This is a genomic window from Bradyrhizobium sp. SBR1B (genome assembly GCF_014198205.1).
Taxonomy (GTDB): Bacteria; Pseudomonadota; Alphaproteobacteria; order Rhizobiales; family Xanthobacteraceae; genus Bradyrhizobium.
Genome location: NZ_JACIHC010000007.1, coordinates 134,480 through 155,330, shown reverse-complemented (window position 1 = coordinate 155,330; position 20,851 = coordinate 134,480). Strand labels below are relative to the sequence as shown.

At 63.3% G+C, this 20,851-nt stretch carries 25 protein-coding genes; 15 read left to right on the top strand and 10 right to left on the bottom strand.

The features are described from left to right. Positions 1-437 precede the first annotated feature (437 nt). The 4 genes from mnmE to GGD61_RS19990 all read right to left on the bottom strand — a co-directional run bounded on the left by mnmE (position 438) and on the right by GGD61_RS19990 (position 4,534). The gene (mnmE, locus tag GGD61_RS20005) at positions 438-1,787 is read right to left on the bottom strand and encodes a tRNA uridine-5-carboxymethylaminomethyl(34) synthesis GTPase MnmE (protein WP_092251321.1); all 1,350 of its coding nucleotides are present in this window, start codon (positions 1,785-1,787) and stop codon (positions 438-440) included. Positions 1,788-2,100: 313 nt separating this feature from the next. Then, a complete protein-coding gene (gene rho, locus GGD61_RS20000; protein WP_008133567.1) occupies positions 2,101-3,366 on the bottom strand; it encodes a transcription termination factor Rho in 1,266 nt (421 codons plus the stop codon). 247 nt (positions 3,367-3,613) lie between these two features. Next, positions 3,614-4,048: a protoporphyrinogen oxidase HemJ gene (hemJ, locus tag GGD61_RS19995; RefSeq protein ID WP_092251322.1), complete on the bottom strand. Its 435-nt coding sequence runs from the start codon at positions 4,046-4,048 to the stop codon at positions 3,614-3,616. 177 nt (positions 4,049-4,225) lie between these two features. Beyond that, complete coding sequence (locus GGD61_RS19990; RefSeq protein WP_245323710.1) at positions 4,226-4,534, bottom strand: hypothetical protein; 309 nt, start codon at positions 4,532-4,534, stop codon at positions 4,226-4,228. Here GGD61_RS19990 and GGD61_RS19985 point away from each other — a divergent pair. From GGD61_RS19985 to dnaQ, 4 genes are read left to right on the top strand one after another with little or no spacing between them, the layout of a single operon-like run. Continuing rightward, entirely contained in the window at positions 4,508-5,347 is an 840-nt protein-coding gene (locus tag GGD61_RS19985; RefSeq protein ID WP_183231036.1) for a pyruvate, water dikinase regulatory protein, read from the top strand. The genes GGD61_RS19990 and GGD61_RS19985 overlap by 27 nt on opposite strands. Before the next feature lie 8 nt (positions 5,348-5,355). Continuing rightward, positions 5,356-5,964 carry a nucleoside triphosphate pyrophosphatase gene (locus GGD61_RS19980; protein ID WP_018323539.1) on the top strand — a complete coding sequence of 203 codons (609 nt, stop codon included), beginning with the start codon at positions 5,356-5,358 and terminating at the stop codon, positions 5,962-5,964. Between the two features lie 23 nt (positions 5,965-5,987). Further along, positions 5,988-6,587: a dephospho-CoA kinase gene (coaE, locus tag GGD61_RS19975; protein WP_018323538.1), complete on the top strand. Its 600-nt coding sequence runs from the start codon at positions 5,988-5,990 to the stop codon at positions 6,585-6,587. Positions 6,588-6,642: 55 nt separating this feature from the next. Next, the gene (gene dnaQ, locus GGD61_RS19970; RefSeq protein WP_092251323.1) at positions 6,643-7,356 is read left to right on the top strand and encodes a DNA polymerase III subunit epsilon; all 714 of its coding nucleotides are present in this window, start codon (positions 6,643-6,645) and stop codon (positions 7,354-7,356) included. Here dnaQ and secB read toward each other — a convergent pair. Beyond that, a complete protein-coding gene (gene secB, locus GGD61_RS19965; protein ID WP_018323536.1) occupies positions 7,353-7,835 on the bottom strand; it encodes a protein-export chaperone SecB in 483 nt (160 codons plus the stop codon). The two genes, dnaQ and secB, sit on opposite strands and share 4 nt — an antisense overlap. 411 nt (positions 7,836-8,246) lie before the next feature. Between secB and GGD61_RS19960 the strand changes: the two genes are divergently transcribed. The 3 genes from GGD61_RS19960 to GGD61_RS19950 are packed head-to-tail and all read left to right on the top strand — an operon-like array spanning position 8,247 to position 11,057. Then, complete coding sequence (locus tag GGD61_RS19960; protein WP_183231035.1) at positions 8,247-8,954, top strand: Tim44/TimA family putative adaptor protein; 708 nt, start codon at positions 8,247-8,249, stop codon at positions 8,952-8,954. Beyond that, positions 8,932-10,470, top strand: coding sequence for a murein transglycosylase A (locus GGD61_RS19955; RefSeq protein WP_183231034.1), 1,539 nt, complete (start codon positions 8,932-8,934; stop codon positions 10,468-10,470). Before GGD61_RS19960 ends, GGD61_RS19955 begins: the two co-directional genes overlap by 23 nt. Then, entirely contained in the window at positions 10,467-11,057 is a 591-nt protein-coding gene (locus GGD61_RS19950; protein WP_183231033.1) for a Smr/MutS family protein, read from the top strand. The genes GGD61_RS19955 and GGD61_RS19950 overlap by 4 nt, the downstream gene beginning before the upstream one ends. Here GGD61_RS19950 and GGD61_RS19945 read toward each other — a convergent pair. The 5 genes from GGD61_RS19945 to hslV all read right to left on the bottom strand — a co-directional run bounded on the left by GGD61_RS19945 (position 11,054) and on the right by hslV (position 15,405). Then, on the bottom strand, positions 11,054-12,178 hold the full coding sequence (locus GGD61_RS19945) for a hypothetical protein (RefSeq protein ID WP_183231032.1): 1,125 nt from the start codon (positions 12,176-12,178) through the stop codon (positions 11,054-11,056). The two genes, GGD61_RS19950 and GGD61_RS19945, sit on opposite strands and share 4 nt — an antisense overlap. Positions 12,179-12,390: 212 nt before the next feature. Further along, the gene (gene hslU, locus GGD61_RS19940; RefSeq protein ID WP_092251328.1) at positions 12,391-13,695 is read right to left on the bottom strand and encodes an ATP-dependent protease ATPase subunit HslU; all 1,305 of its coding nucleotides are present in this window, start codon (positions 13,693-13,695) and stop codon (positions 12,391-12,393) included. Positions 13,696-13,744: 49 nt separating this feature from the next. Next, entirely contained in the window at positions 13,745-14,362 is a 618-nt protein-coding gene (locus GGD61_RS19935; protein WP_092251329.1) for a DUF2585 domain-containing protein, read from the bottom strand. Then, positions 14,359-14,841: a GNAT family N-acetyltransferase gene (locus GGD61_RS19930; RefSeq protein WP_092251330.1), complete on the bottom strand. Its 483-nt coding sequence runs from the start codon at positions 14,839-14,841 to the stop codon at positions 14,359-14,361. Before GGD61_RS19930 ends, GGD61_RS19935 begins: the two co-directional genes overlap by 4 nt. Before the next feature lie 3 nt (positions 14,842-14,844). Beyond that, on the bottom strand, positions 14,845-15,405 hold the full coding sequence (gene hslV, locus GGD61_RS19925) for an ATP-dependent protease subunit HslV (protein ID WP_092251331.1): 561 nt from the start codon (positions 15,403-15,405) through the stop codon (positions 14,845-14,847). 191 nt (positions 15,406-15,596) lie between these two features. Between hslV and hisB the strand changes: the two genes are divergently transcribed. The 8 genes from hisB to GGD61_RS19885 all read left to right on the top strand — a co-directional run bounded on the left by hisB (position 15,597) and on the right by GGD61_RS19885 (position 20,849). After that, entirely contained in the window at positions 15,597-16,190 is a 594-nt protein-coding gene (gene hisB, locus GGD61_RS19920) for an imidazoleglycerol-phosphate dehydratase HisB (RefSeq protein ID WP_092251332.1), read from the top strand. Positions 16,191-16,255: 65 nt separating this feature from the next. After that, positions 16,256-16,786: a DUF2628 domain-containing protein gene (locus GGD61_RS19915; RefSeq protein ID WP_018323526.1), complete on the top strand. Its 531-nt coding sequence runs from the start codon at positions 16,256-16,258 to the stop codon at positions 16,784-16,786. Beyond that, positions 16,783-17,433 carry an imidazole glycerol phosphate synthase subunit HisH gene (hisH, locus tag GGD61_RS19910; protein ID WP_092251333.1) on the top strand — a complete coding sequence of 217 codons (651 nt, stop codon included), beginning with the start codon at positions 16,783-16,785 and terminating at the stop codon, positions 17,431-17,433. The genes GGD61_RS19915 and hisH overlap by 4 nt, the downstream gene beginning before the upstream one ends. A 166-nt stretch (positions 17,434-17,599) precedes the next feature. Beyond that, positions 17,600-18,337 carry a 1-(5-phosphoribosyl)-5-[(5-phosphoribosylamino)methylideneamino]imidazole-4-carboxamide isomerase gene (gene hisA, locus GGD61_RS19905; protein WP_092251334.1) on the top strand — a complete coding sequence of 246 codons (738 nt, stop codon included), beginning with the start codon at positions 17,600-17,602 and terminating at the stop codon, positions 18,335-18,337. A 3-nt stretch (positions 18,338-18,340) separates the two neighbouring features. After that, positions 18,341-19,114 carry an imidazole glycerol phosphate synthase subunit HisF gene (gene hisF, locus GGD61_RS19900; protein WP_018323523.1) on the top strand — a complete coding sequence of 258 codons (774 nt, stop codon included), beginning with the start codon at positions 18,341-18,343 and terminating at the stop codon, positions 19,112-19,114. Positions 19,115-19,204: 90 nt separating this feature from the next. After that, on the top strand, positions 19,205-19,525 hold the full coding sequence (locus GGD61_RS19895; RefSeq protein ID WP_018323522.1) for a phosphoribosyl-ATP diphosphatase: 321 nt from the start codon (positions 19,205-19,207) through the stop codon (positions 19,523-19,525). A 27-nt stretch (positions 19,526-19,552) separates the two neighbouring features. Beyond that, a complete protein-coding gene (coaA, locus tag GGD61_RS19890; RefSeq protein ID WP_018323521.1) occupies positions 19,553-20,509 on the top strand; it encodes a type I pantothenate kinase in 957 nt (318 codons plus the stop codon). A gap of 100 nt (positions 20,510-20,609) precedes the next feature. Continuing rightward, positions 20,610-20,849, top strand: coding sequence for a hypothetical protein (locus GGD61_RS19885; protein ID WP_092251335.1), 240 nt, complete (start codon positions 20,610-20,612; stop codon positions 20,847-20,849). Positions 20,850-20,851 lie beyond the last annotated feature (2 nt).

Sequence of the window (20,851 nt, the reverse complement as noted above, 5' to 3'; positions counted from 1 at the left end):
TGTTTCACGTGAAACACGGATCAGGGGGCCCAAGCGATTTCGCGAAAACAACCCCATGCACAGTAGAATGACAGTTGGATTGGCTCGTGTTTCACGTGAAACGAAATCGGCATTCCCCGGACAAAGTGCCGACCGGTGGATGTTGGGTCCGCTCGCCGCCACACTCTTCATTGCGAACAAAGCGCAATCCAGAATCCCTCCTCAGAAGGCAGTCTGGGTCTCTTCGTCGCGAGGTTCCTCGCAATGACTGGGCGAGCGTAGCGCCGCTGAAGCGGTCCTTTGTGCACAGAGAGAGGGAACTTCCATTCGCCGTGCTCGCGCTGTGCCCATCCGAACTTCAAAGCGGATCCAGATATCGAGCGACAACGAGCCCTGGAATGTTTCACGTGAAACACAAAGAATGGAACAAGGGCTAGTTCTACAATGAAGAACTAGACTTACTTTCCGATACAGAACTTTTGGAAGATGGCTCCGAGGACGTCTTCGACATCCACCCGGCCCAGCAATCGGCCCAAGGCATAAGCGGCAGCGCGCAGCTCTTCGGCCGCAAGCTCCTCGCCGTCTTCTACAAGGTCCAGGCTCCGGCGCAAGCTTTCTGACGTCCGGACCAACAGATCCCGCTGGCGAGCCCGGGTCACCAGCGCGCCCTCGGTGGCTCCGAAAAACTCAGAGGCGAATTTAACCAGCGCGTCCACAAGGTCCGGGACACCATCCCCCCGGCTCGCGGAGATCTCGAACTCGGCCCGCGGTACGACGCCCTCGCTCAGGTCGATCTTGTTGCGGACGATCCAGACCGGTCCACCGGACGGATCGCCCTCATCAGACGTCCGCGGCGACCGCATCGCACTGGGATCGACGGCCTGCTCCGCCTCCACCAGCCACAGCACGAGGTCGGCGTCTTCGGCGCGGGCCCTCGCCCGGCGCACGCCCTCCTGCTCGACCGGATCATCCGTCTCGCGAATGCCGGCAGTGTCGATCACCGTGACGGGATAACCATCGAGATCGAGCTGGACCTCGATCACGTCGCGCGTCGTGCCGGCATAGGGCGAGACGATCGCGACCTCGCGGCGCGCGAGCTGATTCATCAGGGTCGACTTGCCGACATTCGGCTCGCCCGCGATCGCAACCACGAGGCCCTCGCGCAGACGTTCAGAATGTCCCTGTGCTGCAAGGACTTCTGCAATTTCATCGTGCAGCGCTTTGATCGCTTGCACCGCCGGCGCCCTTAGCTCCGCCGGCACATCACCCTCATCGGAAAAATCGATGCCGGCCTCGATCAGCGCCGACGCCTCGATGATGCGCTCGCGCCAGTCGCGCGCACGGTCCCCGAGCAGGCCCTGCAGCTGGCGCAGCGCCTGACGGCGCTGGCGGTCGGTGTCGGCGTGGATGAGATCGTCGAGGCCCTCGGCTTCGGTGAGGTCGAGCTTGCCATTCTCGAAGGCGCGCCGCGTGAATTCGCCGGGCTCGGCCGCACGCGTATTCGGAATTACAGAAATAGCAGCAAGCAGCGCGGCCAGGACCGCGCGGCCGCCATGCACGTGGAATTCGGCGACGTCCTCGCCGGTCGCGCTGGCCGGCCCCGGAAACCACAGCACGACCGCATCGTCGATCGGCTGGCCCGCGCCGTCACGAAGCAGCCGGCGGCTGGCCTGCCTCGACGCCGGCAGCTTCCCCGCCAGGGTCGTCAACGCCAAGCCGGCCTGTGGACCCGAAATGCGCACCACGGCGATCGCACTCGGCGCCCGGCCGGACGACAGTGCAAAGATGGTCTGGTCTCGCGGATGCATGGCCTATTTGTCCGGCTCGCGACGAAAAGGCAAACGGGGCCATTCCCTAGACCGCGGCGGGTCGGTTTTGCTGCGATTTTGCCGCAGCAAAGATCATATTGCATTGCAGCAAAGACCCAGGAATTTGCTGCAAAAATCTCGCCGATTGGAAGGTCCACCCAACGCACGTCAAATATTGTGTAGACATATCAACATCTTCCGAGCAGCCCGGATCTGCGCTTCGATATAGCTCCATGCTGCACCTTCGCTGCAGCAAAGCTGCACAACAAAAAGGGCGCCCGAAGGCGCCCTTAAATTTCATATTGCACTGCAATCAGGTGTTCATGGAGTCGAAGAACTCCGAATTGCTCTTGGTCGAGCGCAGCTTGTCGAGCAGGAAGTCGATCGCGTCCATCGTGCCCATCGGGTTGAGGATGCGGCGGAGCACGTACATCTTCTTGAGCACCTGCGGATCGGTGATGAGCTCCTCCTTGCGAGTGCCGGAGCGCGAGATGTCGATCGCCGGGAAGGTGCGCTTGTCCGAGACCTTGCGGTCCAGGATCAGCTCCGAGTTACCGGTGCCCTTGAACTCTTCGAAGATGACTTCGTCCATGCGGCTGCCGGTATCGACCAGCGCGGTCGCGATGATGGTCAGCGAGCCGCCCTCCTCGATGTTGCGGGCGGCACCGAAGAAGCGCTTCGGGCGCTGCAGCGCGTTGGCGTCGACACCGCCGGTCAGCACCTTGCCGGATGACGGCACCACGGTGTTGTAGGCGCGACCGAGCCGCGTGATCGAATCGAGCAGGATCACGACGTCGCGGCCATGCTCGACCAGACGTTTTGCTTTTTCGATCACCATCTCGGCGACCTGGACGTGACGCACCGCCGGTTCGTCGAAGGTCGATGACACGACCTCGCCCTTCACCGAGCGCTGCATGTCCGTGACTTCTTCCGGACGCTCGTCGATCAACAGCACGATCAGATAGCATTCGGGATGATTGTGCGTGATCGAGTGCGCGATGTTCTGCATCAGCACGGTTTTACCCGTGCGCGGCGGCGCGACGATCAAGGCGCGCTGGCCCTTGCCGATCGGCGCGACGATGTCGATCACGCGTGCAGACAAGTCTTTCCGCGTCGGATCGTCGATCTCCATGCGGAAACGCTGATTCGGAAACAGCGGCGTGAGGTTGTCGAAATTGACCTTGTGCTTGGCCTTTTCCGGGTCCTCGAAATTGAGCGTATTGACCTTCAGCAGCGCGAAATAGCGCTCGCCCTCTTTCGGGCTGCGGATGTGGCCTTCGATGGTATCGCCGGTGCGCAGGCCGAAACGGCGGATCTGCGACGGCGAAACGTAGATGTCGTCCGGGCCCGGCAGATAATTCGCATCGGGCGAGCGGAGGAAGCCGAAGCCGTCGGAGAGAACCTCGACGACGCCCTGGCCGACAATATCGGTCTCGGCGAGCGCGAGCTGCTTGAGGATGGCGAACAGCAGCTCCTGCTTGCGCATGGTGCTGGCATTCTCGACCCCATTCTCCTCCGCGAACGAGACGAGCTCGGCCGGCGTTTTGGACTTGAGGTCTTCGAGTTTAATTTCCCGCATTGGGGTGGTCCTGTGGGGTAACCTTGGGAGGGGTGCGAGGAGGCTCTGAAATGCGGACGTGAGAAGATAAGGTCCGCAGGTCTGGCAAGGTTAAGTGCCGATGAGGCTTCAAACCTGATGCGGTGTCCGGCCTCTGGAAAGCTCAGACACAACCACATCCGCCTGCGTTGGGTGGGATATCGATAATATAGAAAATCGCTCCCCGCTCCGCAAGCCGAAGCGCTGAGCTAATCGTCGCGCGTCTTGCCTAGAACGGCTTCACGATCACCATGATGACGATGAAAATCATCAGAACGGTCGGCACCTCGTTGATAATTCTATAGAATTTCTGGGTCCGAGAGCGCCGGTCGGCGGCGAAATCCTTCAGCCAGCGGGAAAAAAAGCCGTGGACCGCCGACATCGCCAGGACCAGTGCCAGTTTTACGTGCAACCAGCCGAATGAGAACCAATGGCCGGACCAGGCAAGATAAAGGCCGGCGAGCCAGGTGACGGTCATGGCCGGGTTGATGATGGCCTTGAGCAGCCGGCGTTCCATGATCTTGAACGTCTCGGACTGTTTCGAGCCGATTTCGGCCTCGCTGTGATAGACGAACAGCCGCGGCAGATAGAGCATGCCCGCCATCCAGGCGATGACCGCAATCACGTGCAGCGCCTTGATCCAGAGATAGACGTCTTCAAACATTTTCTGCTTCCGGATTTCCGACCCAGCCGAGGGAACGCTGGGGATAGTAAGAACTCGTTAAGGTCTTGCCTGCACACATATCCGTCCGTAGCGCCTTCCTCAAATCTAGAATCTTAGATTCTTAAGGTTTGAGTCTATGTGACCGTGGATTGGACTCACGCAATTCCGTCCGCGCATTCACGCGCGCTTGTTCACATCCATCAACATATCCCTGATCGCTCTGGCGACTTGCGATAAGTCGGCCAGCTTCAAAGGCTTGCGCCTTTCTGTCGGCAGCTTATCAAGGGGGTTGTCCGCGCAATCCCGTTTCCCTGCAGCGAGGGCGCCGGACTTGTCCTGACGGGCAGCGGTGTGAAGAAAATTGGCACTTGTCCCGCCCCTGGTGTCGCGCAACCCTTTCCGAGGGGTTAAGCTCCACAGAAATCCACAAATCACCCCGCCTTCATCCAAAGAGTTTTCGTGCCAACCTCGAACAATTATTTCCATCTGCACCTCGTGTCCGACTCCACCGGCGAGACGCTGATCACCGTGGCCCGGGCCGTCGCCGCGCAATACGCCAACGTCACCCCGGTCGAGCACGTCTATCCGCTGGTGCGCAGCCAGAAGCAGCTCGACCGCGTGCTCGACGAAATCGAGGAAGCGCCGGGGATCGTACTGTTCACGCTGCTGGAGAAGGATCTGGTCTCCAGGCTCGAGGACAAGTGCAAGGAGATCAATGTTCCGAGCCTGTCGATCATCGGTCCGGTGATGCAGCTGTTCGAAGCCTATCTCGGGGCTGCGACCACCGGCCGCGTCGGCGCCCAGCACGTCCTCAACGCAGAATATTTCAAGCGCATCGATGCGCTGAACTACACCATGATCCATGACGATGGTCAGCATGTCGAAGGCCTTGACGATGCCGACGTCGTGCTGGTCGGCGTGTCCCGCACTTCCAAGACGCCGACGTCGATTTATCTGGCCAATCGCGGCATCCGCACCGCCAACGTGCCACTGGTTCCCGGCATCCCGGTGCCTTCGCAACTGGAGACGCTGACGCGGCCGCTGGTCGTCAGCCTGCACGCGACGCCGGAACGCCTGATCCAGATCCGTCAGAATCGCCTGCTCTCGATGGGGAGCGATTCCGGCAACGACACCTATACCGACAGGCAGTCAGTCACCGAGGAAGTTGCGTTTGCGCGCAAGCTCAGCGCCAAGCACGATTGGCCGCTGCTGGACGTCACGCGACGCTCGATTGAGGAAACCGCGGCGGCGATCATGAAGCTCTACAGCGATCGTCAGCGCAACCGGCCTTCCGGATAGCTTTCGCGATGGGTCTGTGGCTCGGCAAATCTCCGTTGATCCTGGCCTCGCAGAGCAGCGCGCGAAAAATGCTGCTGGCCAATGCCGGGCTGGAGTTCAAGGCTGTTACCGCCGATATCGACGAGCGCGGTATTCAAGCCGCTTCAGCGCTTTCAAATCCGCGCGAGATCGCTCTGCTGCTGGCGCGCGAAAAGGCCAAGGCGATCTCGGCCAATCATCCCGGAAGCTACGTGATCGGGGCCGATCAGACACTGGCTCTTGGCAACCGTCTTTTCAACAAGCCTGCAGGCCGTCCGCAGGCATTGGCGCAATTGCGCGATCTCGCCGGCAACAGCCATGAGCTGAATTCCGCCGTGGCCGTGGCACATGACGGCCAGATTGTTTTCGAAGACGTCGCGGTCGCCCGCATGACCATGCGCGAGATGACCGAGGACGAGCTTTCAGCCTATCTGGACGCTGCCGGTGACGCCGTCACCACCAGCGTCGGGGCCTATCAGCTTGAAAGCCTGGGCATCCATCTGTTCGAGCGGATCGAAGGCGATCATTTCACCATTCTCGGTCTGCCGCTGCTGCCGCTGCTTGCGTTCCTGCGAGGCGAGCGGCTAGTTGCGGTGTGAATGACAGACAGGGCTGAGCGCTGATGCGGATCCTGGGACTGACCGGCTCGATCGGGATGGGAAAATCCACCACCGCGAAACTGTTCGCGGAGGCCGGCGTGCCCGTCTACGATGCCGATGCAGCCGTGCATCAGCTCTATGAGGGGGAAGCGGCGCCCGCCATCGAGGCAGCTTTTCCCGGCACCACCGCGAACGGCAAGGTGGACCGGCCAAAACTGTCGGCGCGCGTCGTGCACGATCCGGCCGCAATCAAGCAGCTCGAGCAGATCGTCCATCCGATGCTCGGTGCGTCCCGGCAAAAGTTCTTCGCCGCGGCGGAAGCCGCCAAGGCGCCGGTCGTGGTGCTGGACATCCCGCTGCTGTTCGAGACCGGCGGCGAGAAGCGGGTCGACGCCGTGGTCGTGGTCTCGACCTCGCCGGAACTCCAGCGCGAGCGAGTGCTGGCCCGCGGCACGATGGACGAGGCCAAGCTCGACGCGATCATCGCCAAGCAGACGCCGGACGCGGAGAAGCGCAAGCGGGCCGATTTCGTGGTGGATACGTCACATGGACTTGACCCGGTGCGCGCGCAAATCGCCCACATCCTGGCCGAGGTCGTTAAGATGCCGCAGCGGCGGGCCTGATTCGCCGCCGCACACGGCTCTCAAGACGCTGCTCTCACGCCACTGATCTCAAGACATGCGCGAAATCGTTCTCGATACCGAAACCACCGGCCTCGATCCGCTTCGCGGCGATCGTCTGGTCGAAATCGGCTGTGTCGAGATCCTCAATCGCATGCCGACCGGGCAGACGTACCACGTCTATATCAATCCTGAACGGGACATGCCGGCGGAAGCCTTTGCGGTGCATGGGCTGTCGGCCGAATTTCTGTCGACCAAGCCGCTGTTCCACGAGGTCGTCGATGCGTTTCTGGAGTTCATCGGCGATGCGCCGCTGGTGATCCACAACGCCTCGTTCGACATCGGCTTCATCAATGCCGAGCTCGACAAGATCAAGCGCGCGGCGATCCCGCGCGAGCGGCTGGTCGATACGTTGCTGCTGGCGCGGCGCAAGCATCCCGGCGTGTCCAACCGGCTCGACGATCTCTGCTCGCGCTATGCGATCGACAATTCACACCGCACCAAGCACGGCGCGCTGCTGGACGCCGAGCTGCTGGCCGAGGTCTATGTCGATCTGGTCGGGGCGCGGCAGTCGCAGCTGCTCCTGGCGTCGGACGCTCAGGAGATTCGCGTCAATGCGGCTGGCGATGCGCCGCGGCGGCAACGTCTGGTGCCGCTCGCGCCGCGGGTTTCCGATGCCGAGCGCGAGGCCCACAAGGCCTTCATTGCAACGCTCGGCGACAAGGCGATCTGGAACGAGTTTTTGCCCGCTCCATCTCCTCCGGCTGGTTAGGCCTGGCCGCTCGGCTGAGCGGCCATTTGCCGCTCCATGTTCTGGCGGTAGAGACCGACGAAGTCGACCGGATCCAGCATCAGGGGCGGGAACCCGCCGTCGCGCACCGCGGTCGCGATGATCTCGCGGGCGAAGGGGAACAGCAGGCGCGGGCACTCGATCATGACCAGCGGATGCAGATTCTCCTTCGGCACGTTGGCGATGCGGAACACGCCGGCATAGGCGAGCTCGAACGAGAACATGATCTTGCCCGCGGTCTCGGCCTTGCCTTCGACCGACAACGTCACCTCGAACTCCTGTTCGCTGAGATTGTTGGCGCTGACATTGATCTGGATGTTGATCTGGGGGGGCTGGCTCTGCTGCTGGAGCGAGCTGGGCGCGTTCGGATTTTCGAACGAAAGGTCCTTAGTATATTGCGCCAGCACGTTGAGCTGGGGAGCCTGGGCCGCCTCGGGAGGGGTGCCGTTACCGTTGGTCATGAGAGTCTCTCCTTACCCGATTTGGGCTGAATTTCGCGGCGGTTGGCTAACATAGGGCCGCCTCGTTCCACAAGGACGAACGGTCCCAGAGGCGGGATTCCGGCCGCGCCGCAACTGCCGCGTTCATCCTGCCTTTTCCGCAAATCTGCGCCTTAAATGATTGAAGATGCGCGATTTCCGGGCAGGATCGGGTTTCCCCTTAAGCATAAAACGCGCTACACTCGGTGCTGTGCCAAAAGGCGCCATTGGCCGGGCAAGATTTCGTGCCTACATCCCACGGACCTGACGCGGACCTAAAATGGTGATGTAGACTTGCCGTTCCCGTATGGAACGGTCTACTGGCCGGATTGATTTTCCCGGCGACGACCCCAAAGCAAAGACCCAGAGCAAAGACCAGAAAGCGAATCCGACGTGGACATCTACACCATCATCTTCCTGGCGCTGGCGGTCTTCATCTTTCTGCGGCTGCGCAGCGTGCTCGGGCAGCGCACCGGCAACGAGCGGCCGCCGTTCGATCGGACTGCCGCCCGCAATGCGCTCGGGGGTACCCAGGACAACAACGTCGTGACCATGCCGGGCAAGGTGATCGACCAGGCCCCGCTGGCGCCGACGGCCGAGCCGACCCCACCCTCCGATCGCTGGAAGGGCCTGACCGAGCCGGGCACCGCGCTGGCGCAGGGCCTCGATGCCATCGTCGAAAAGGATTCCACCTTCGACCCGCGGCATTTCATCTCGGGCGCCCGCGGTGCCTACGAGATGATCGTGCTGGCCTTTGCCAATGGCGACCGCCGCGCGCTGCGCGACCTGTTGTCGTCGGACGTCTATGACAGCTTCGAGGCCGCGATCAAGGAGCGCGAGAAGAACGAGCAGAAGACCGAGACCCGCTTCGTCTCGATCGACAAGGCCGAGCTCGTCGGCGCCGAGCAGCGCGACCGTACCGCCCAGCTCACGATCCGCTTCGTCTCGCAGATGATCTCGGCCACCCGGGACAAGGCCGGCAACATCGTCGACGGCAGCGCCGACACGGTCGCCGACATCACCGACATCTGGACTTTCGCCCGCGACGTCACCTCTCGCGATCCGAACTGGAAGCTGGTTGGCACCGGAAGCGCGAATTAAGGTCTATCTGAAGACCGGCGCGACGGCGCTTTGCGCAGGTGTCGTCGTGCTGTCGTCGTTTTCGCTCGGCGCCGAGGCGGCGCGGCGCCACTATCGCAGCCATCACCATCATGCTCCAGCGTTGCCTGCGGCTCCGCCGCGGGCCTTGCCCTATCCACAGCTCCCGCTGCCGTTCGAAATTCCCGGCGCGCAATATCTGCCGCTGGCCTGGGCGGACGTGAAGGGCTGGAGCGATGACAATCATCTCGCGGCGTACAAGACGTTCCGCGCCAGCTGCAAGACGATCAATGCACAAACCGGCGCGACTGAACCGAAGGCGCTGGCAGGCTCGCTGAACGAACCTTGCCGGTCGGCGAAAGCGCTCGAGCTCAGCGACGACGCCAAGGCAAAGACCTTCTTCGAGGAGAACTTCGCACCGCTGCGGATCTCGCGCCTCGGCGAGCCCGACGGTTTCGTCACCGGCTATTACGAGCCGGTGTTGGAGGGATCGCGCACGCAGACCGACATCTACAATGTTCCGGTCTATCGCCGTCCCTCGAATCTGTTCGTGCGCGGCTACAAGCAGGATTCGGTGAGCCTGCCCAACAAGGGCCCGGTCTATCGCAAGATCGGCCGCCGCAAGCTGGTGCCCTATTACGACCGCGGCGAGATCGAGGACGGCAAGATCGCCGGCCGCGGGCTCGAGATCGCCTGGCTGAAGGATCCGACCGATCTGCTGTTCGCGCAGATCCAGGGTTCGGCGCGGATCAAGTTCGACGACGGCAGCTCGGTTCGGCTCAATTACGACGCTTATAACGGTTATCCCTACACCGCCGTCGGGCGCATCCTGATCGAGCGCGGCATCATTCCGAAGGAAGAGATGTCGATGCAGAAGATCAGGGAGTGGATGACGCAAAACCCTGATGGCGCCAAGGAGCTGCGGCGCGCGAACCGCGCCTACATCTTCTTCCGCGAGGTCAATCTCTCCGACAAGGACGAGGCTGTGGGCGCACAAGGCATTCCGCTAACGGCGGGACGCTCGATCGCGGTCGACAAGGCGCTGCATGTCTACGGCACACCGTTCTTCATCGAGGGCGAGCTGCCGATCGATTCCGAGCGCTCCAAGACACCGTTCCATCGGCTGATGATCGCGCAGGACACCGGCTCGGCCATCATCGGACCCGCGCGCGCCGATCTGTTTTTCGGCGCGGGCCAAGAGGCCGGCCGCGTCTCCGGCCGGCTGCGCCATCCCATGCATTTCGTGATGCTGGTGCCGAAGGGCCTCGATCCCTCGGCGCGGGCTGTGCGGCTGCCGGTGCCCGATCCGCGGCCCTCGGAGAAGATCGCAAAGCTGTTTCCGCAGACCGATCCTGGGAAGGTGACGGCCAAGCCCGCTGCTGCCGCCGGTCCTGTGGAAGCCAAGACCGACACGGTCGCCATCGCGGGTCCAGTCCCGCTGCCCACGCCGCGTCCCGTGATCGAGCCCGCTTCCGAACCGCAGCGGCCGGCGAAGAAACGTCCCCATCGGCAGCAATGAAGCGATCGTCCCGTCCGCCCGTGCTGGAGCCTCGCCCTTCGCCGCGCCGCCGCGCGCTGAGCGAGGAGGAGCGCGCGCTGTGGGAGGTCGTTGCCAAGCAGGTCAAGCCGCTGAGGAAGCACCGCGCGGCGAAGGCGCATGCCGCTCCGCGCACCGAGCCTTTGCCCGCAGCCCCCGTCACGCGGCCTGCGTCATCGCCACGGCCGGTCGCTGCTGCACCGGCGCCGCGCGCCGCAAAACCGGTCGTCCCGCCTCTGGCGCCGCTCGGCAAGCGCGAGCGTACAAAACTGTCGCGCGGCCGCAGCGAGATCGAGGCGCGGCTCGATCTGCACGGCATGACCCAGACCCGCGCGCATCGCGCCCTGACCGGCTTCCTGCACCGCGCTCATCACGACGGCATGACCTTCGTGCTCGTCATCACCGGCAAGGGCCGCAGCGGCGGCGAAAGCGGCGTGCTGCGCCGCCTGGTGCCGGAATGGCTGAGCCTGCCGGAATTCCGCGCCTTCGTCGTCGGCTTCGAGACGGCGCATATCGGCCATGGCGGCGAGGGCGCGCTGTATGTGCGGATCAGGCGGGCGAGATTTTAAAACGGCCGGATGATTCCGACGCGCGGGATCAGCGTGAGGATCAAGCCGAAGACGTTGGTCTTCCGATCCTCCGTCGGGATCAGCGCTGTCTCACGCGCGGCCGGCAGCATCTTCACGGCATGCAGGATCAGGAACATGCAGACCGCCCAGTTCGAGATCCAGCGCGAATAGTCGAACACCATCGCGAACATCACGAGATAGGCGAGGCTGACGCCGGTCAGCGCCGCGAGCACGAGGCGGCGGTGCGTCTCGCTTGCGAGCGCGGCGATCAGCTTGGCAAAATAGCGCCACAGCGGCGTGTGCAGCCAGATCAGCAGCGCGAACACGGGCACGCCGAGGATGTTGTGCGGCAGGCGCCCCCAGGTATCCGAGACCTCCTTCGCCAGCGGCTGGTACCAGATGTAAGCGAATTGCAGCAGGTCGGTTCGCGACGGGTCGGCCATCCGCGTTTTCAGATACGCGACGAAATCCGCTTCGGGAATCGGCATCGTCCCCATAAATTGCGCCGCAAAGAACAGCACCGAGACGATGAGCAGGGCGACGATGCCGAAGGCGACGTTGCCGCGATTGAGCCCGCAAGCGAGATAGTGCCTGATCACGACGATGGTGACGATCGTCGGCACATACATCAGCAGGTGAATGTGGTGGATCAGCACGAGAACGATCGAGAACAGCGCAGCCGTCGCCACGAACAGCAGCGATCCCGCCGGCATCAGCAGCAGGACGATCGCCAGTGCACAACCATAGATGTCGAAATGGCCGAGCGTGTGCATGAAGTTCTTGAGGAAGAACGGCGAGCCCGCGATGAAGACGAACAGCGGCAGCGTCTTCGCGGTGAAGCCAAAGCTCTTCTGAAACAGCCTTGCGTAGAGGGCCAGCGTCACCAGCCACGTCACCCCGCCGATCGCGAACACCGACCAGACCGGCACCTTGTCCGTGAACAGCGCGACGATGGCCCCGATCAGCGCGCGCTTGATGAAGCCGAAATGGTAGTCGACCACGAGATGGATGTAGGGGACGTAAGGCGGCAGCTGGATCTTGTGAACGAACACGCCGACGAGGATGGCGGCGTTGACCACGAGCAGAAGGCGCCAGGGATTTTTCTGAATTTGAGCGATCACGCCGCACCTGAGCTGGCGCGATCGACCACCGCTGTCGTCCCGGGCAAGCGAAGCGCGACCTGGGACCCATAACCACAGGACGCTGTTTGAGCCAAGGCTGGGGCCGCCATCTTTTCTAACAAGGACCGCTGGTGGTTATGGGTCCCCGCGCCCGTGCGCAATTGCGCACTAGGCGGGGACGACAGCGGAATAGATAGCGGACTGAATCCAAATTACAAAATAAACCGGCTCAGATCGGCGTTCTTGGCGAGATCACCCACGTGCTTCTGCACGAAATCCGCATCCACCTTGACGGTCTCGCCGCTGCGGTCGGGGGCGGTGAAGGAGATCTCGTCCAGCACCCGCTCCATCACGGTCTGCAGCCGCCGCGCGCCGATGTTCTCGACGGTGGAGTTGACGGCGACCGCGACGTCGGCGAGCGCGTCGATGGCGCCGTCGGTGATGTCGAGCGTCACGCCCTCGGTCTGCATCAAGGCGACATATTGCTTGATCAGCGAGGCCTCGGGCTCGGTCAGGATGCGGCGCATGTCGTCGCGGGTCAGCGCCTGCAATTCGACGCGGATCGGCAGGCGGCCCTGCAATTCCGGCAGCAGGTCCGACGGCTTTGCGACGTGGAAGGCGCCGGAGGCGATGAACAGGATGTGGTCGGTCTTGACCGCGCCGTGCTTGGTCGAGACCGTGGTGCCCTCGATCAATGGCAACAGATCGCGCTGCACGCCCTCGCGCGAGACGTCGCCGGCGGCACGGCCTTCGCGCGCGCAGATCTTGTCGATCTCGTCGAGGAACACGATGCCGTTGTTCTCGACCGCGTTGATCGCCTCCAGCGTCAGCTGATCGGTGTCCAGCAGCTTGTCGGATTCCTCGTTGACGAGGATCTCGTGCGAACCCTCGACCGTCAGCCGCCGCGTCTTGCTGCGCCCGCCCAGCTTGCCGAAGATGTCGCCGATCGAGATCGCGCCCATCTGCGCGCCCGGCATGCCCGGGATCTCGAACATCGGCATGCCGCTGCCGCCGCCTTGCGTCTCGATCTCGATTTCCTTGTCGTTGAGCTCGCCGGCACGCAGCTTCTTGCGGAAGGATTCACGCGTCGCGGAAGAGGCATTGGCGCCGACCAGCGCGTCGAGCACGCGCTCCTCGGCGGCGAGCTGCGCGCGGGCGTGCACGTCCTTGCGCTTCTTCTCGCGGACCTGGGCGATCGCGACCTCGACGAGATCGCGCACGATCTGCTCGACGTCGCGGCCGACATAGCCGACCTCGGTGAATTTGGTCGCTTCCACCTTCAGGAACGGCGCATTCGCCAGCTTGGCGAGTCGCCGCGCGATTTCCGTCTTGCCGACGCCGGTGGGGCCGATCATCAGAATGTTCTTCGGCAGCACCTCCTCGCGCAAGGAGCCTTCCAGCTGCTGCCGGCGCCAGCGGTTGCGCAGCGCGATCGAGACGGCGCGCTTGGCGTCGGCCTGGCCGACGATGAAGCGGTCGAGTTCGGAAACGATTTCGCGGGGAGAGAAGTCTGTCATGTCTGTCTAGCTAGGGCGGGAGGCGGTTAAGGACAAGTCGCTTTTTAGCTCAGATGATGGGCGGACCCGATTGCCATTGCTTCACGGCTTCGATCGGATGGATCAGCATCAGGATATTGAGCGTCAGATTGTCGCGAATGTGCAGCGCCAGCATGATCTCGAAGGCGAGCCCGAGCAGAACCGTCGCACTGACAGGCAGCGCGCGTGCAGCGAGGAACCCCAGGATCATGGCCAGATTGTCGGAGACCGAATTGACGATGCTGTCGCCGTAATAATCCAGCGAAATCGTGCCGGCGCGGTAGCGCTCGATGATGAAGGGCGAGTTCTCGACGATCTCCCAGGCGCCTTCGATCAGCATGGCGATGATGAGGCGGGCCGGCCAGGACAGAGACAGCAGGGGCAATCGCGCAAACAGCAGCCAGGTCAGGCCGTAGAACAGGAAGCCGTGGAGGACGTGCGAGAAGCTGTACCAGTCGGCGATGTGCTGGGAGTTCTCCGAGCTGTTCACCACGCCGTGCCACAGCTTGACATAGCCGCAGGTGCAGATCGGCACCCGCCCCATCGCGAACAGGATCGCAGCCTGCAGCGCCAGCAGCAGCAGCGCGATGCCGGCCCAGGCGAGCGGCGGAAACGCTGTCTTGACGGTGGTGGTTGCGGCAAGCGTCATGGCTCTCGGATCATCAGGAGGGCGGGACCATCGGGCGTAACGATCTCGTGCTGCGGCACGAATCCAGCCTTCTCATAGGCACGAATTGCGCGCGGATTGGCGGGGCTGGGGTCGATCACGATGCGCGGCACGCCGCGGGCAAAGAGCTGGTCGATGAAAGCGCGGATGAAAGCGGAGCCGTGGCCGCATCCGAGCATGTCGGCCTCGCCGATGAACTGATCGAGGCCGCGGGTCCCTACGGGCTGCGGGCCGAAGCTGACATGCCAATCGCTCATCTGGTAGCACTGCAGATAGGCGAAAGACCGGCCGTCAAGGCTGACGATGAACTGCGCCAAGTCGGGATGCTCGAGGTCGCCGCCGACGAGCTCGAGCGTCTCCGGATCATGCCACCATTCGGCAACATGCGGCGCGTCCAGCCAGCGCCGGATCATCGGCAGATCGGCCGCGGTCATCGGGCGGAAGGTGTAGGCAGGCGCCATGGCCTATCCCGCTGCCAGGCTCTCGATCGTCAAATTCCGGTTGGTGTAGACGCAGATGTCGGCGGCGATGTCGAGGGAGCGGCGGACGATGGTCTCGGCGTCCTTGTCGGTGTCGAGCAGGGCCCGTGCCGCCGCCAGCGCGTAATTGCCGCCGGAGCCGATCGCCATCACGCCGGCCTCGGGTTCGAGCACGTCGCCGGTGCCTGTCAGCACCAGGGAGACTTCCTTGTCGGCCACGATCATCATGGCCTCCAGCCGCCGCAAATAACGGTCGGTGCGCCAGTCCTTGGCCAGCTCGACCGCGGCCCGGGTCAGCTGCCCCGGATATTGCTCGAGCTTGGCTTCCAGCCGCTCAAACAGGGTAAAGGCGTCGGCGGTGGCCCCGGCAAAGCCGCCGATCACGTCGCCCTTGCCCAGTTTCCGGACCTTCTTGGCGTTGGACTTGATCACGGTCTGGCCGATCGAGACCTGGCCGTCGCCGCCGACCACCACCTTGCCGCCCTTGCGGACGGTCAAGATCGTGGTGCCGTGCCAGCCTGGCGAGCTGTTCTGGGAATCCTGCATGAATGATCCTCGTTGTTCGGCCTGATTTAGGCGGTCGGGGGCGGGGGCACAACGGGCCGTTCCGGGCCGAATTTCGCTCACCATAGGTGGAAGTGCCGGCCTGCCAAGGCGATCCCGCGGTAGCGAAGGCGTCATTTGGCTGTTAAAAGACCGGCGTTTTCGGCCCCGAGCCAGGATGAGAGCTAGTTTCAATGCGCACCGCGACGATCAAGCGCAAGACCAAGGAAACCGACATCGAGGTCTCCGTGAACCTCGATGGCACCGGCGTGGCCAACATCACGACCGGCATTGGCTTTTTCGACCATATGCTCGATCTCCTCGCCCGCCATTCCCGTATCGACCTCACGGTCAAGGCGGTGGGCGATTTGCACATTGATTACCACCATACCACCGAAGACACCGGCATCGCGCTCGGCCAGGCGGTCAAGCAGGCGCTCGGCAACATGGCTGGCATCACCCGCTATGCCGGCGTGCACATGCCGATGGACGAGACGCTGTCGCGCGTGGTCATCGACATCTCGGGCCGCCCGTTCCTGGTGTTCAAGGCCGACTTCCCCCGCGACAAGATCGGCGAGTTCGACACCGAGCTGGTGCGCGAGTGGTTCCAGGCCTTCGCCATGAACGCCGGCGTGACTCTCCACGTCGAGACCCTATATGGCGATAACAGCCACCATATCGCCGAGTCCTGCTTCAAGGGCCTGGCGCGGGCGCTGCGCACCGCGGTCGCGATCGATCCGAAAGCGGCGGGAGAAATCCCGTCCACCAAGGGCTCGCTCGGCGGCTGACCTCTTTCGGCTAGCGGCACGCGCCGCTTGCGGCATCACTGAATCCTTAAGAACGGGGCATTACCATGCCTGTCTACACAGTTCATGCTCCCTCCCCTGCCGGAGCCGATCTGCGCGCGACCGACAAGTTCGTGTTCGTGCGCGACGGATTCCATTTCTGGGCGATGATCCTCGGCCCGTTCTGGCTGCTGTGGAATCGGCTGTGGCTGGCGCTGATCGGCTGGGTGGTTTTCGTCGCGGCGTTCAACGCCGGACTGTCCAGCCTCGGCGTCGGACGCGGCTCGATCTTCTTCGCCGATCTCATCGTCGCGCTTCTGATGGGCTTCGAGGCCTCGAGCCTGCGCCGCTGGACGCTGTCGCGCGGCAAGTGGCGGCAGCTCGACGTGGTGGTTGGCGATGACGAGGACACTGCCGAGCGCCGCTTCTTCGAGCGCTGGAGCCAGAAGCAGCACGGCATCGTCAACGATCAATGGGCCGTCGATCGCGGCGGCCCGCCGCCGACCCGCAGCGTGCCGGGTCAGCAATTCTCGAATCCGCCGCCGCTTCCGGCCGGCGGCATCATCGGGTTGTTTCCAGAACCGGGAGGGTCAAGATGAGCGTCGCCATCATCGATTACGGTTCCGGCAATCTGCATTCCGCCGCCAAGGCGTTCGAGCGCGCCGCGCGCAGCCTCGAAAATCCGCAGAAGGTCTTCGTTACCAGTGATCCCGATCAGGCCTATGAGGCCGACCGTCTGGTGCTGCCGGGCGTCGGCGCCTTTGCCGATTGCCGGCGCGGGCTCGACGCCGTCAACGGCATGGTCGAGGCGATCACCGAAGCGGTGCGCGTCAAGGCGCGGCCGTTCTTCGGCATCTGCGTCGGCATGCAGTTGATGGCGACCCGTGGCAAGGAGCATGTCACGACCGATGGCCTGAACTGGATCGGCGGCGATGTCGAGAAGATCACGCCGCGCGACGAATGCCTGAAGATCCCGCACATGGGCTGGAACACGCTCGACGTGCTGCAGGAGCATCCGGTGCTGAACAAGCTGCCGCTCGGTCCGAAGGGCCAGCACGCTTATTTCGTGCACTCCTACCACCTCAACGCCGCCAACGAAGCGGACGTGCTCGCGCGCGCCGATTATGGCGGGCCTGTCACCGCGATCGTCGGCAAGGACACCGCCATCGGCACCCAATTCCACCCCGAGAAGAGCCAGCGCTTTGGCCTCGCTCTGATCTCGAACTTTTTGCGATGGAAACCGTGATGCCTACCGCTCTTGTTACCTCCCCCCTTGTGGGGGAGGTCGAATGCGCAGCATTCGGGAGGGGGGTAGCGGCAACGGCGGTGCCCGTGGCTTACCCCTCTCCCCAACCCTCCCCCACAAGGGGGGAGGGAGCGCACCCTGTGCGCGGAAAAATTCTGGCTCAATCATGATTCTCTTTCCCGCGATCGATCTCAAGAACGGCCAATGCGTGCGCCTCGAGCAAGGCGACATGGCGCGTGCGACGGTGTTCAACCTCAATCCTGCCGCGCAGGCGCAGAGCTTTGCCGAGCAGGGCTTTGAGTATCTCCACGTCGTCGACCTCGACGGTGCCTTCGCCGGCAAGCCGGTGAATGCCGAGGCCGTCGAGGCGATGCTGAAGACGATCAAGATTCCGGTGCAGCTTGGCGGCGGCATTCGCGATCTCGCCACCGTCGAAGCCTGGCTCGACAAGGGCATCACCCGCGTCATCATCGGCACCGCCGCAGTGCGCGATCCGGAGCTGGTGAAGGCTGCCGCGAAGAAATTCCCCGGCCGTGTTGCGGTCGGGCTCGACGCCCGCGACGGCAAGGTCGCGGTCGAAGGCTGGGCCGAAACCTCGCAAGTGACCGTGCTGGAGATCGCAAAGCGCTTCGAGGATGCCGGCGTTGCCGCCATCATCTTCACCGACATCGCGCGTGACGGCCTGCTCAAGGGCCTGAACCTCGATGCGACCATTGCGCTGGCTGATGCCATCTCGATTCCCGTGATCGCCTCCGGCGGCCTCGCCTCGATCGAAGATGTGAAAGCCATGCTGACGCCGCGCGCCAGGAAGCTCGCCGGCGCGATTGCCGGCCGGGCGCTCTATGACGGCCGGCTCGATCCAGCTGCGGCCCTCACCTTGATCCGCGACGCGCGCAGGAGCTGACACATGTTCAAGGTGCGCGTGATCCCCTGCCTCGACGTCAAGGACGGCCGCGTCGTCAAGGGCGTCAACTTCGTCGATCTCAGAGATGCCGGCGACCCCGTCGAAGCCGCCATCGCCTATGACGCCGCCGGCGCTGACGAGCTCACTTTCCTCGACATCACCGCGACCCATGAGAACCGCGGCATCATGCTGGACGTGGTCCGGCGCACGGCGGAAGCCTGCTTCATGCCTGTGACCGTCGGCGGCGGCGTGCGTGAGGTCAACGACATCAAGACGCTGCTGCGCGCCGGTGCGGACAAGGTCTCGATCAACAGCGCCGCGGTATCCCGGCGCGAGTTCGTCAAGGAAGCGGCCGAAAAATTCGGCGAGCAATGCGTGGTGGTTGCGATCGATGCCAAGCGCGTCAAGCGCCCCGGCGGCGACCGCTGGGAGATCTTCACCCATGGCGGGCGCAACTCGACCGGCATCGACGCGATCGAATATGCCCAGGAAGTGGTCTCGCTCGGTGCCGGTGAAATTCTGCTGACGTCGATGGACCGCGACGGCACGAGGCAGGGATTCGACATCCCGCTGACCCGGGCGATCGCCGACAGCGTTGCCGTCCCCGTGATCGCCTCGGGCGGCGTCGGCAATCTCGACCATCTCGTTGACGGTATCCGCGACGGCCACGCCACGGCCGTGCTTGCCGCCTCGATCTTCCATTTCGGGGAATTCACCATCCGCGAAGCCAAGGAGCACATGGCCCGGCGCGGACTGGCCATGCGCCTCGATGCATGACGACTCCCGTTCATAAAAGTGCTACATGAGGTAGCGGGGAATGGCCTCCGTGGCCAAGTGTGTTGCCAAGCGTGTTTCCGAGTAATTCCGATGCCGCGTTTCACGATCCACGATCTGGCCGAGACCATCGACGCCCGTGCGGCGGCGGGCGGCGAAGCGTCCTATACCCGCAAGCTCCTCGACAAGGGCGCCGAGCATTGCGCCAAGAAGTTCGGTGAGGAAGCAGTCGAAACCGTAATCGCAGCAGTCGAAAACGATCGCGCGCATCTGATCGCGGAGAGCGCAGACCTGCTCTATCACTTCCTTGTCTTGCTCAAGGCCCGCGGCGTAAAGCTGGAAGAGGTGGAAGCGGCGCTCGACAAGCGGACGAATATGTCAGGGTTGGAAGAGAAAGCGTCGCGTAAGGGCTAGTATAAGCCGCAACGGAAAGGTCGCGTTATGGATATCCGCGCACCCGAGCAGCAGTATAATCCGTACCGCATCTATTCGCGTGAGGAGTGGGCGCGTCTGCGCGACGATACGCCGATGACGCTGGAGCCGGGCGAGTTCGACCGGCTGCGCTCGCTGCACGATCGCCTCGATCTCAAGGAAGTCGAGGATATTTATCTTCCGTTGTCACGCCTGCTCTCGATCTATGTCGATGCGATGCAGCGCCTGTATTATGCGGAGCGCCAGTTCCTCAACATCCGCGACCGCAAGGTGCCCTACATCATCGGCGTCGCCGGCTCGGTCGCGGTCGGAAAATCCACCACGGCCCGCGTGCTCCAGGCCCTGCTGGCGCGCTGGTCGCCGCGTCCGAAGGTCGAACTCATCACCACCGACGGATTCCTCTATCCGAACGCCGTGCTCGACCGGCAGGGCATCATGCAGAAGAAGGGCTTTCCGGAAAGCTACGACCTGCCGCTGCTGCTCAGCTTCCTGTCCGACATCAAGTCCGGCCGCCGCCATGTGCGTGCGCCGGTCTACTCGCATCTGACCTACGACATCGTGCCGAACCAGTGGGCCGAGATCGACCAGCCCGACATCCTGATCGTCGAGGGCGTCAACGTGCTGCAGACCGGCAAGCTGCCGCGCGACGGCAAGGCGGTGCCCGTGGTCTCCGACTTCTTCGATTTCTCGGTCTATATCGACGCCGACGAAGCCGCGCTGCGGCAATGGTACATCAAGCGCTTCCTGGCGCTGCGCGACACCGCATTCACCAATCCGAAGTCCTACTTCAACCGCTATGCGCTGTTGTCGGACGAGGAAGCCACTGCCACCGCGATCGCGATCTGGGAACGCACCAACCTCGCCAATCTCGAGGACAATATCCTGCCGACCCGCCCTCGCGCGACGCTGATCCTGAAGAAGGGCGCCGACCACACCGTGGAGAGCGTGGCGCTCAGGCGTCTGTAATCGCGGCGGTCGGCGGATCCTGCGCGTTCGTGCAGCGGTGTCTTTTGTTGCAGACCGACGAGAGGTATTGGGCTAAGACCTTGGAAAACGCGAGGTCTCGATGGTTGATCGTCTCAGAAGTGCTGCGGAACAACTCGAAGCACCGACCTGTCCGGATTGCCATGTCGAGATGAGGTGGTTCCGCTCGGAACTGCTCGCGGACGAGCCGGTTCCGGTGATCGCGCATCTCTTCGTATGCCCGCATTGCAAGCGGGCGGCAAAAACGGACACCGTCTTCCAGAACACTCCGGGGCCGCCCGACAAGCTCTCCGCGCCGCGCTTCATCGCTTACGCCGCGTAGCA

Excerpts from the sequence above, each read along its gene's own strand:
- GGD61_RS19915 (WP_018323526.1), top strand. The coding sequence starts at position 16,256 with ATGCCTGTCTACACAGTTCATGCTCCCTCCCCTGCCGGAGCCGATCTG.
- hslU (WP_092251328.1), bottom strand. The coding sequence starts at position 13,695 with ATGACAGACTTCTCTCCCCGCGAAATCGTTTCCGAACTCGACCGCTTC.
- coaE (WP_018323538.1), top strand. The coding sequence starts at position 5,988 with ATGCGGATCCTGGGACTGACCGGCTCGATCGGGATGGGAAAATCCACC.
- GGD61_RS19935 (WP_092251329.1), bottom strand. The coding sequence starts at position 14,362 with ATGACGCTTGCCGCAACCACCACCGTCAAGACAGCGTTTCCGCCGCTC.
- hisH (WP_092251333.1), top strand. The coding sequence starts at position 16,783 with ATGAGCGTCGCCATCATCGATTACGGTTCCGGCAATCTGCATTCCGCC.
- GGD61_RS19885 (WP_092251335.1), top strand. The coding sequence starts at position 20,610 with ATGGTTGATCGTCTCAGAAGTGCTGCGGAACAACTCGAAGCACCGACC.
- GGD61_RS19930 (WP_092251330.1), bottom strand. The coding sequence starts at position 14,841 with ATGGCGCCTGCCTACACCTTCCGCCCGATGACCGCGGCCGATCTGCCG.
- GGD61_RS19980 (WP_018323539.1), top strand. The coding sequence starts at position 5,356 with ATGGGTCTGTGGCTCGGCAAATCTCCGTTGATCCTGGCCTCGCAGAGC.
- GGD61_RS19990 (WP_245323710.1), bottom strand. The coding sequence starts at position 4,534 with ATGGAAATAATTGTTCGAGGTTGGCACGAAAACTCTTTGGATGAAGGC.
- hslV (WP_092251331.1), bottom strand. The coding sequence starts at position 15,405 with ATGCAGGATTCCCAGAACAGCTCGCCAGGCTGGCACGGCACCACGATC.
- dnaQ (WP_092251323.1), top strand. The coding sequence starts at position 6,643 with ATGCGCGAAATCGTTCTCGATACCGAAACCACCGGCCTCGATCCGCTT.
- hisF (WP_018323523.1), top strand. The coding sequence starts at position 18,341 with ATGTTCAAGGTGCGCGTGATCCCCTGCCTCGACGTCAAGGACGGCCGC.
- coaA (WP_018323521.1), top strand. The coding sequence starts at position 19,553 with ATGGATATCCGCGCACCCGAGCAGCAGTATAATCCGTACCGCATCTAT.
- hisB (WP_092251332.1), top strand. The coding sequence starts at position 15,597 with ATGCGCACCGCGACGATCAAGCGCAAGACCAAGGAAACCGACATCGAG.
- secB (WP_018323536.1), bottom strand. The coding sequence starts at position 7,835 with ATGACCAACGGTAACGGCACCCCTCCCGAGGCGGCCCAGGCTCCCCAG.
- mnmE (WP_092251321.1), bottom strand. The coding sequence starts at position 1,787 with ATGCATCCGCGAGACCAGACCATCTTTGCACTGTCGTCCGGCCGGGCG.
- GGD61_RS19950 (WP_183231033.1), top strand. The coding sequence starts at position 10,467 with ATGAAGCGATCGTCCCGTCCGCCCGTGCTGGAGCCTCGCCCTTCGCCG.
- GGD61_RS19895 (WP_018323522.1), top strand. The coding sequence starts at position 19,205 with ATGCCGCGTTTCACGATCCACGATCTGGCCGAGACCATCGACGCCCGT.
- hisA (WP_092251334.1), top strand. The coding sequence starts at position 17,600 with ATGATTCTCTTTCCCGCGATCGATCTCAAGAACGGCCAATGCGTGCGC.
- hemJ (WP_092251322.1), bottom strand. The coding sequence starts at position 4,048 with ATGTTTGAAGACGTCTATCTCTGGATCAAGGCGCTGCACGTGATTGCG.
- rho (WP_008133567.1), bottom strand. The coding sequence starts at position 3,366 with ATGCGGGAAATTAAACTCGAAGACCTCAAGTCCAAAACGCCGGCCGAG.